The following is a 9,168-nucleotide window of genomic DNA, read 5'->3' on the forward strand; positions in this document are numbered from 1 at the left end:
ACGTCGGGCAGCGCGAGTTTCACCGCAAGCTGGTTGAAGCCCCAGCTCACGCACAGCATCAGCATCACGGCGATGGCGCCGGGCGGCAGCCCGTGTCCGACGCTGACGGGCCTCGTGACGCTGGCGGAGATCGCTTGGGTCGACATGTTTCCTCGCGGGCCGGCTTGGTGCCGTGTTGTTGCTAGTCGGACTGCGTCGTCCCTGCGAAAGCAGGGACCCATACGCCGCGGCCGGTGTTGTGAACGAGACTTGTCGTTCCAGCGTCGTATAACAATTGAGGGCGGTGGTTATGGGTCCCTGCTTTCGCAGGGACGACACCGCGGTGAGGACTTTGGCCGCGCTCAATCATTTCTGGCAATGCGCGCAGGTGCCGGCGATCTCGACGACGGAGAGTTTCGGGATGAACCCGGAGGCCCGCGCCGCCGCGGTCAGGCTTTGCGCGACGGGGGCGGCCGGGATCTCGCCGACCGAGCCGCAATGGTCGCAGATCAGGAACGCCACCATCGAGGTCTCGTCATGGTCATGCGCGCAGGCGAGGAAGGCGTTGCGGCTCTCGATACGGTGGACGAGGCCGTTCTCCATCAGGAAGTCGAGCGCGCGGTAGACGGTAATCGGTGCTGGCCGCGGCATCGTCTTGGCCAGTTCGTCGATTACCTCATAGGCGCCGAGCGGGCGATGGCTCGACAGCAGCGCCTGCAGCACCTGACGGCGGATCGGGGTGAATTTCTGGCCGCGGCGCGCACAAACCTGCTCGGCATGCGCCATCGCGTCCGCGGCGCAGCGGCCGTGATCGTGGTCGGGGGCAGGAAATGTCGGCTTGGCCAGGCTCATTGCCTCGATATGTAGCATTTGCGCGCCCGTTCCCAAAGCCCGGCTCCCAACCCCGGTCCGCCGCCGGGTTGCAGCCATGCCCGCAATGCGGGGCAGCCTCGCGTTAACCCGGCATGCAGAAATCATAAGCAAGCTTATTATATCCCAAGCTTATGGAGGCAGGATCGATGCGCGGTTCGGTGGACACCGATTTCTTGTTTACGCTGGGCGAAGTGTTCCGGCTGATCCGGGTCTATGCCGACAAGGAGGCCGCCCGCTACGGCATCACCCGCGCGCAGTGGGCAGTGCTGTCCAAGGTGGAACGCCAGGAGGGGTTGAAACAGACCGAACTCGCCGAGTTGCTCGAGGTGCAGCCGATCACGCTGACGCGGCTGATCGACAAGCTCTGCGACAACGGCTGGATCGAACGCCGCAGCGACGAGAACGACCGCCGCGTCAACCGCCTCTACCTGAAGAAGGCCGCGCGCCCGCTGCTCGGCAAGCTCGCCGGCCTCCGCTCCGAACTTACCGCGACCGCACTCGAGGGCATCAGCCCCGCTGACGCGTATCGCCTGCTCACCCAATTGGAATCGATCAAGGAAAACGTCCGCAATGCCGTCCAGACCACAGCCGGCGAGCCCTCCCGAAAGGAACAGCGCTATGGCTGAACCCGTCCTCAAACTGGCCCCCGAGCAGAAGAGCAATCCGGGCGAGCCTGCGCCGTCGGGCAAGGCCAGCCGCGCGCCGCGCCGTCGCCTGATGGCGGGCCTGCGGCGCTATCGCCGCACGCTGCTGCTGGTCGTGCTGCCGACGCTGGCTGCGATCGGCGGCATCGTGTTCTATCTCAATGGCGGCCGCTATGTCGGCACCGACGACGCCTATGTCGGCGCGCAGAAGGTGCTGATCACGCCGGAAATCTCCGGCAAGATCGACAAGATCGTCGTGAAGGAAGGCCAGCACGTCAGGAAGGGCGACGAGCTGTTCGAGATCGACCCGGTGCCGTTCCGCCTCGCGGTGGCGCAGGCCAAGGCTGCGCTCGACCAGACCAGGACCACCTATGACAACCTGGTCGACAACATCAAGATCAACGGCAGGATGCTGGAATTCGCCCAGCAGAGCATCGAATTGAAGAAGCGCGACGTCGAACGCAAGTCGACGCTGGCCAAGCAGAATTTCGGCTCGCAGCTCGACCTCGACAACGCGGCGAATGCGCAAGTGACCGCCGAGAGCCTGGCGCAATACATCAGGCAGCAGATCTCCAAGGACAAGACGCAGCTGCTCGGCGATATCGACCTGCCGGTCGAGCAGTTCCCGCCCTACGCCCAGGCCAAGGCCAAGCTCGATGACGCCCAGCGCAATCTCGACCACACCGTGCTGCGCGCGCCGATGGACGGCGTCGCGACCCAGGTCGACCAGATCCAGCTCGGCCGCTTCGTCGCCGCCGGCTCGCCGGTGTTCTCGATCATCGATGTCGACCATCCCTGGGTCGACGCCAATCCGAAGGAGAGCGACTTCACCTATGTCGCGGTCGGCCAGCCGGTTGAGCTCGACGTCGACGCGTTCCCGAACCATCGGTTCAAGGGCAAGATCGGCTCGCTGTCGCCCGGCACCGGCGCGCAGTTCGCGATCCTGCCGCCGCAGAACGCGACCGGCAATTTCGTCAAGGTGGTGCAGCGCGTCCCCGTGCGGATTTACTTCGACGAGAACGATCCGTTCGTGAAGAAGCTGAAAGCCGGCATGAGCGTCTACGCGACGATCGACACCAACCACCGCCGCACGCTGGCCGGCCTGCTCGGGCTGGCGCCGGCCTCGGCGCACCCGGATCACGAGCAGGAATAAATGAGATGAGGCCGAACTGGCGGCCGCGATAACAGTGCGCCCCCTCTCCCGCTTGCGGGGGAGGTGGTTTCCAACGCTCGAACAGGACCGACCTGAATGAATGCACCGTCACCATCCGCCGTGCCCGGCATGCGCCGGAACATGGTGACGATCTGCGCGATGACCGCGACGATCATGCAGGCGCTCGACACCACGATCGCCAACGTCGCGCTGCCCTATATGCAGGGCTCGCTGTCGGCCTCGCAGGACCAGATCAACTGGGTGCTGACCTCCTACATCGTCGCGGCCGCGATCATGACCGCGCCGGTGGGCTGGATCGCCAACCGCTATGGCCGGAAGCGCATCTTCATCATCTGCTCGGCCGGCTTCACCGTCGCCTCGGTGTTCTGCGGCCTGGCGCAGGACATCAACCAGATGGTGCTGTTCCGCCTGCTGCAGGGCGTGTTCGGCGCGGCGCTGGTGCCGCTGTCGCAGGCCGTGATGCTCGACTCCTACGCGCTGCATGAGCGGGCGAAAGCGATGTCGATCTGGGGCATGGGCGTGATGATGGGCCCGATCATGGGGCCCTCGCTCGGCGCCTGGCTCACCGAGACCTATTCCTGGCATTGGGTGTTCTTCGTCAACCTGCCGTTCGGCGCCATCACCGTGCTCGGCCTTGCCGTCTTCATGGACGAAACCAAGCAGGACCTCAATCTGCGCTTCGACTGGTTCGGGTTCGGCGCGCTCGCGGTCGCGATCGGTTCGCTGCAGCTCGCGCTCGACCGCGGCGAGCAGCTCGGCTGGCTGGAATCCAACGAGATCATGATCGAATTCATCGTCTCCGCGGTCGGCTTCTACTATTTCTTCGCCCATTCGCTGACGACCAGCCGGCCCTTCATCCAGTTCGCGCTGTTCAAGGACAAGAACTTCCTCGGCGGCTGCGTGTTCATGACTGTGATGGGCCTCGTGCTGTATTCGACCATGGCGCTGTCCTCGCCCTATCTGCAGAACGTGGTCGGCTACCCGATCATCACCGCGGGCCTGTTGTTGGCGACCCGCGGCGCCGGCACCTTCGTCGCGATGATGCTGGTCGGCCGCATGATGCGCTACATCGAGGCGCGCACGCTGATCATCTCCGGCCTGGCGCTGACCGCGGCCTCGCTGTTCCAGATGACCGGCTGGACTGACATGACGCAGGCCAACGAGATCATCGTCGTCAGCGTGGTCCAGGGCTTTGGCTTCGGCCTCGTGTTCGTGCCGCTGTCGACGGTGGCGTTCATGTCGCTGCCCAACCATCTGCGCACCGACGGCACCTCGATGCTGACGCTGCTGCGCAACGTCGCAAGCTCGGTCGGCATCTCGATCGTGATCGCGCAGCTGACGGAAGGCGGACGGCGGATCTACGCAAAGCTGTCGGAGCAGATCAACCCGTTCAACCACGCGCTGCAGATGCCCGACGTGTCAGGCATGATCAACCTCAACACCGACGCCGGCCGCGCGATGGCCGACAAGATGGTGGCGGCGCAGTCGCAGATCATCGCGTTCTCGCACGACTACCAGCTGGTGATGCTGTTCATCCTGGTCTCGATCCCGCTCGCGCTGATGATCGGCTCGACCAAGGCCACGCTGCGCTCGCAGTCGGCGCCGTCGGACCATGCCGCGGTGATGGAGTAGACTCTTCACCCTCCCCTGGAGGGGAGAGGGTCGGCTCACATTGAGCGAAGCGAAATGTGCGCCCGGGTGGGGTGATCTATCGGCACGGGCGCTGTTCGTGTGGTGAGACCGTCACCCCACCCCGCTGCGCATTCCGCTTCGCTACATGCGCAACGACCCTCCCCCTCCAGGGGAGGGTGGCGTCGCGCGCTCCTATTCCGTCGCGGCACGCTCTAGAGCTTCCACTCGACCAAAGCGCAAGACGCCGCAGCCGCAAGCCGCGTTGACTTTCCGACCTCGCCTCCCAATACTCCGCGAAAACAAGCAAGAGCCGTCACACGGCTGACGGTTTCAGGGGAGGACGCAATGCCGACTTCACGCAGGACGCTGCTGAAGACTTCAGCGGCGGCCGCCGCTGCTTTCAGCTTGGATTGGACGCGGGCACAGGCGCAGGCCGAGACGGTCCGGATCGGTGTGATCTACGACCTGACCGGCCCGTTCGCCGCCGGCGGCTCGGTCGCCTCCTCGATCGGCACCCAGATCGCGATCGACCTCGTCAACGAGAAGGGCGGCATCGGCGGCAAGTACAAGATCGCGCCGGTCAACGTCGATTCCCAGAGCAAGCCCGATGTCGCGATCAACGAGGCCAATCGCCTGATCGACCAGGAGAAGGTCGACATCCTCAACGGCGTGTTCGCGAGTTCGCATGCGGTGCCGCTCGCCGCCAAGGTCGAGCAGCAGAAGCGGATCCTGTGGATCACGACCGCGGTATCGACCGCCGTGTTCAAGGACAAGAACCTGCAATACGTGTTCCGCGCGCAGATCCATTCCGACCAGTACGGCCAGGCCTTCGCGAGCTTCATCAACGAGCACGCCAAGGCCAAGCTCGGCATGGAGCCGAAGGACGTCAAGGTGGCGCTGATCCATGAGGACGGGCCCTATGGCGTCGGCGTCGCCGCGGCGGACGAGGCTTTCGCCAAGGAGGTCGGGCTGCAGGTGGTGCTGAAGGAGGGCTATTCGGCGTCCGCGCCCGATCTCTCGGTGCTGGTCACCAAGCTGAAGCGCGCCAAGGCCGACGTGATCTCGCATGCCGGCTACAATCCCGACATCACGCTGTTCCTGCGCCAGGCGCGCGAGAGCGGGCTGAAGTTCAAGATGCTGTTCGGCGCCGGCGCCGGCTACAGCCAGCTCGACAAGCTGCGCGCGACCTTCGGCGCCGACATCGACAATATCTGCAACATCGATCCGGTGCCGGCGCAGCTGCTCGATCCGGCCAAGCTCGCGCCGGGAATCGGTGACCTCACCAAGACCATGGTTGCGCGCTACCGCGAGAAGACCAATGCGACCGAAGTGCCGCCGCACTGCTCGATGGGCTTCAACCAGACCTGGATCCTGCTCAACAATGTGCTGCCGGTCGCCAAGGAGAAGTACGGCGGCTTCGATCCCGAGGCGATCCGCAAGGCAGCGCTCGACGTCGACATTCCCGCTGGCGGCACCATCCAGGGCTATGGCGTGAAGTTCTATCCGCCGGGCACGCCGCTGTCCGGCCAGAACGAGCGCTCGACGCCGGTCGTAATGCAGAACGCCGGCGAGCGCATCACCGTGGTGTGGCCGACCAGTATCCGCACGCAGGATCCGGTGTTCCCGCTGCCGAAGGGCTCGGTCTACGCGGCGTAGCGTGGCGACGAGGCGAGACTGCCGCCGCATCGGGGCTGCGCTCCCTCACCCCGCTCTTGCGGGGAGGTGAGATGTCGCCTTGCCGCTCGAGCGAATGACGCGGTGACAACCCCTCATCCGGCGCGCTCGCGCGCGCCACCTTCTCCCACAAGGGGTGAAGGGAAGCGGTGCCGTGCGACTACAATGTCACCCGCCTGCCCTCATCCGCGGCCCAGTAGCCGGCGTAGTTTACCCTGGTCGTCTCATACGCCAGCGCGAGATCGGCGAGCGGCTGGCGCCCGGTCGCCACGCACTCCATGAAATCCTGGATCTCCTGCAGGTAGCCGCGGGTCCATTCCTCCTCGAGGCAGACATATTGCCAGCCGGTTTTGCGATCGACTTTTTCGGTGATGTAGACCGAGGCGAGCTTCTCCTCGCTCGTCTGGTAGCTGGTCAGATGCGTGTTGGGGGTGATGTTGGCGAACAGCGAACCGCCCGAGGTGTAGGTCTCGATCAGGTTGCGTACGCCGCCCATGATCATGTCGCCGGAAAACACCGTGGCCTTGGTGCCGTCGGAGAAAGTTGCGGTCAGCGTGCCCCAATCCTCGACGTCGACCGGATTGGCCTTGATGTAGGCGCGCTCCTGCGGCTTGAGGCTGGCAGTGACATTGCCGACGTCGCAGGTGACGCTGGCGACCGTGATGGTCTCGCCGCGCGCGCGGGCCTCGACCTGCTTGAGATAGAGCACCGCCGACAAGGGATGGCAGCCCATCCGGATCAGCGAGCCGCCGCCGGTCATCGCCCACTCGGCGGCATGCGCCGCATGCGAGCCGGAATGGCTCTCCTCGCCCTTCATGAACAGGATCTTGTCGCCTGTCGCGCGGATGATCTCCGCGGTCTTGGTCACCGCCGGCGCGTAGATCCAGTCCTCGGCATACATGAAAAGTTTTCCGCTTCGCTCGACCGCGGCGCGGGTTTTCTCCATCTCCTCCATCACCCGCTGATACATCAGCGCCTTCGGCACATGCCGGCCGATCGGCGCCTTGTCGCCGTCGCGGCCGAAATAGCCGCTGAACGGCTTCTCGCAGATCACGTGCTTGCCGGCCTGCATCGCCTCGACGATCATCGCGGCGTGAAGGTTCGGCGGGGTGCAGATGTCGATGACGTCAAGCTCGCGGTCGGCGATCAGCCCGGCGAAGCTGCGATAGGCGTTCGGGATTGCGTGCTTGCGGGCGAACTCGTTGACATGATCGCCGCGCGCCGCGACCGCCCTCACCTCGACGTCGACGCCATAGACGCGCCGGTAGGCAACCATATGCAGCTCCGACACGAAGCCGCAGCCGGCCAGCCCGATCCTGATTTTTGTCATTTGATGTCTCCGCCCTTCAGGCGGGCGGAGAGTAGCGTGCGGCCATCACCGCGTCGAACGCATTTGCCATGACATCCGTCGAAGGCATCATTGTCGTGAACAGTTCGAACGCGTCCGCTGCCGCGTAGATCGCCAGATCGCGCCCGGTCAGGACTTTGGCGCCCTTGGCCTTGGCCGCCGACAGCAGCGGCGTCCAGAGCGGCGTGTACACCGCATCGGCGACCCACATCGACGGATGCAACAAGCTGTCCGGCACGGGACTGTCGCGGCTCGTCAGCATGCCGACCGGCGTTGCGTTGACGACGCCGGTCGCGCCATCGACCGCGGCCTCGACGCTGGCGACACCACGAACCGGATGACGGCCGGCCAACTGACCGGCCAGCCGCGCGACCTTGACGGCATCAGCGTCGAAGATGCGCAGTTCGCCGACACCGAGGCCGGCGAGCGCGAAGGCGATTGCCTTGCCGACGCCGCCGGCACCGATCAGCGCGATCGGGCCGCGCGGCGCTGAGGCAAGCAGCGGTGCGATCGCGCGCGCGAAGCCGGTCGCGTCGGTGTTGTGCCCGACCAGCCGCGCGCCATCGGCGACGATGGTGTTGACCGCGCCGATCGCGCGCGCATCAGGTGCGAGGTCATCGAGCAGCTCGACCACCGCCTCCTTGTAGGGAAAGGTGACGTTGACGCCGGCAAAGCCGAGCCGCCGGATACCCTCGAGCATCGCACGCAGATCGTCGCGTCCGGCGCCCTCGACCTCGATGAGTTGGTAGTGGACGCGAACGCCGAGCGCAGCTGCGGCCGCTTCGTGCATCGCAGGCGCCGCCGAATGCGCGATCGGATAGCCAATCAACCCCGTCAGGAAACGGTCGCGCATTCTCCCTCGCGTCGGTCACGTTCAGCTCATCCGGTCGAGCCGAGCATAGCTGTCTTCCATGCCGTGCTCCATGCCGGTCGCGAGCATCGCCGTGCGCGTTTCGGCATCCGGCAACGTCATCCGCATCGTCATCAAGGTTCCGTCGCCGTCGGGCGCAAAGCGCGTCTCGACCTGATTGTCCGGCGTCGGATCCGGCAGATGCATGCGCTCGACATGCACGATGCGGCTGAACGGTTCGAGCGCGAGATATTCACCGGTCAAATGAAAGCCGCCGCCCTTGCCGTCGGTCCATTCGTAGCGGATCCGGCCGCCGGGCCTCGCCTCGCTGATGCAGACCGGCATGGTCCAGCCGTCGGGACCGAGCAGCCATTTTTGCAACAGCTCCGGCTCGGTATGCGCGCGATACACCGCCTCCGGCGGCGCGACGAAGCGCCTGGTGATGACGACATAGCGGTCGCCTTCGGTCTTCAGCGTCAACTTGCTCATGGGGATACCCTTCACTGCTCAGGCTTCATTGCGGCCAGCACGTCGTCCAGCCGGTCGTAATTGGTTTCCAGCGCGCGGCGCAGCATGCCGAGCCATTGATCGATCTCGGCAACCGCCGATGGCGCCAGCCGGCACGGCCGCTTGGTGCCCTCGATCCGCCGCACGATCAGGCCGGCGCCCTCGAGCACCTTGAGATGGCGGGAGATCGCGGGTTGGGTCATGTCGAACGGCTCGACCAGCTCCATGACCGTCGCCTCGCCCAGCGCGAGGCGCGCCAGGATTGCCCGGCGGGTCGGGTCGGCGAGCGCGGAAAAGGCGGCATCGAGGCTGGCCATGCTTGATCTCAATCGGTTATATAACGATATTGTTATATAACCGATTATGCATGGTCAAGCGAAATCCGCTACGGCGAACGTGCGCAGCGGATTTCGTTCGTCCCTTCAATGCTGGAATTGCGCGCCGCCGGCGGCGCGCAGCTAGACGTCGAAGAACACCGTCTCGTTGT

The 9,168-nt window shown here is 65.1% G+C and carries 9 protein-coding genes and 1 pseudogene; 4 read left to right on the forward strand and 6 right to left on the reverse strand.

Annotation, left to right across the window (positions count from 1 at the left end; genetic code table 11):
- Together AKL29_RS44420 and AKL29_RS04855 are read right to left on the reverse strand one after the other, a co-directional pair.
- Positions 1-146: pseudogene (locus tag AKL29_RS44420) on the reverse strand (EamA/RhaT family transporter); the annotation flags it as partial.
- Positions 147-345: 199 nt separating this feature from the next.
- Entirely contained in the window at positions 346-831 is a 486-nt protein-coding gene (locus AKL29_RS04855) for a Fur family transcriptional regulator (RefSeq protein ID WP_028338147.1), read from the reverse strand.
- A gap of 167 nt (positions 832-998) precedes the next feature.
- Between AKL29_RS04855 and AKL29_RS04860 the strand changes: the two genes are divergently transcribed.
- The 4 genes from AKL29_RS04860 to AKL29_RS04875 all read left to right on the forward strand — a co-directional run bounded on the left by AKL29_RS04860 (position 999) and on the right by AKL29_RS04875 (position 5,958).
- Positions 999-1,478: a MarR family winged helix-turn-helix transcriptional regulator gene (locus AKL29_RS04860; protein WP_152977439.1), complete on the forward strand. Its 480-nt coding sequence runs from the start codon at positions 999-1,001 to the stop codon at positions 1,476-1,478.
- Positions 1,471-2,649, forward strand: coding sequence for an HlyD family secretion protein (locus AKL29_RS04865; RefSeq protein WP_050383330.1), 1,179 nt, complete (start codon positions 1,471-1,473; stop codon positions 2,647-2,649). The genes AKL29_RS04860 and AKL29_RS04865 overlap by 8 nt, the downstream gene beginning before the upstream one ends.
- 96 nt (positions 2,650-2,745) lie before the next feature.
- Positions 2,746-4,302, forward strand: a complete 1,557-nt coding sequence (locus AKL29_RS04870) for an MDR family MFS transporter (RefSeq protein WP_038387626.1) — start codon at positions 2,746-2,748, stop codon at positions 4,300-4,302.
- 345 nt (positions 4,303-4,647) lie between these two features.
- Complete coding sequence (locus AKL29_RS04875; RefSeq protein ID WP_050383331.1) at positions 4,648-5,958, forward strand: ABC transporter substrate-binding protein; 1,311 nt, start codon at positions 4,648-4,650, stop codon at positions 5,956-5,958.
- 178 nt (positions 5,959-6,136) lie between these two features.
- On the opposite strand, the gene AKL29_RS04880 is transcribed toward AKL29_RS04875, so the two are convergent.
- Genes AKL29_RS04880 through AKL29_RS04895 form a run of 4 tightly spaced genes read right to left on the reverse strand, consistent with a single transcriptional unit; the run spans position 6,137 to position 8,998 of the window.
- On the reverse strand, positions 6,137-7,306 hold the full coding sequence (locus AKL29_RS04880) for a Gfo/Idh/MocA family protein (protein WP_050383332.1): 1,170 nt from the start codon (positions 7,304-7,306) through the stop codon (positions 6,137-6,139).
- Between the two features lie 16 nt (positions 7,307-7,322).
- A complete protein-coding gene (locus AKL29_RS04885; protein ID WP_050383333.1) occupies positions 7,323-8,177 on the reverse strand; it encodes a shikimate dehydrogenase in 855 nt (284 codons plus the stop codon).
- 21 nt (positions 8,178-8,198) lie between these two features.
- Positions 8,199-8,663 carry an SRPBCC domain-containing protein gene (locus AKL29_RS04890; protein ID WP_050383334.1) on the reverse strand — a complete coding sequence of 155 codons (465 nt, stop codon included), beginning with the start codon at positions 8,661-8,663 and terminating at the stop codon, positions 8,199-8,201.
- An 11-nt stretch (positions 8,664-8,674) separates the two neighbouring features.
- Positions 8,675-8,998: an ArsR/SmtB family transcription factor gene (locus AKL29_RS04895; protein WP_028338155.1), complete on the reverse strand. Its 324-nt coding sequence runs from the start codon at positions 8,996-8,998 to the stop codon at positions 8,675-8,677.
- Positions 8,999-9,168: the final 170 nt, after the last annotated feature.

The organism is Bradyrhizobium pachyrhizi, from assembly GCF_001189245.1.
Taxonomy (GTDB): domain Bacteria; phylum Pseudomonadota; class Alphaproteobacteria; order Rhizobiales; family Xanthobacteraceae; genus Bradyrhizobium; species Bradyrhizobium pachyrhizi.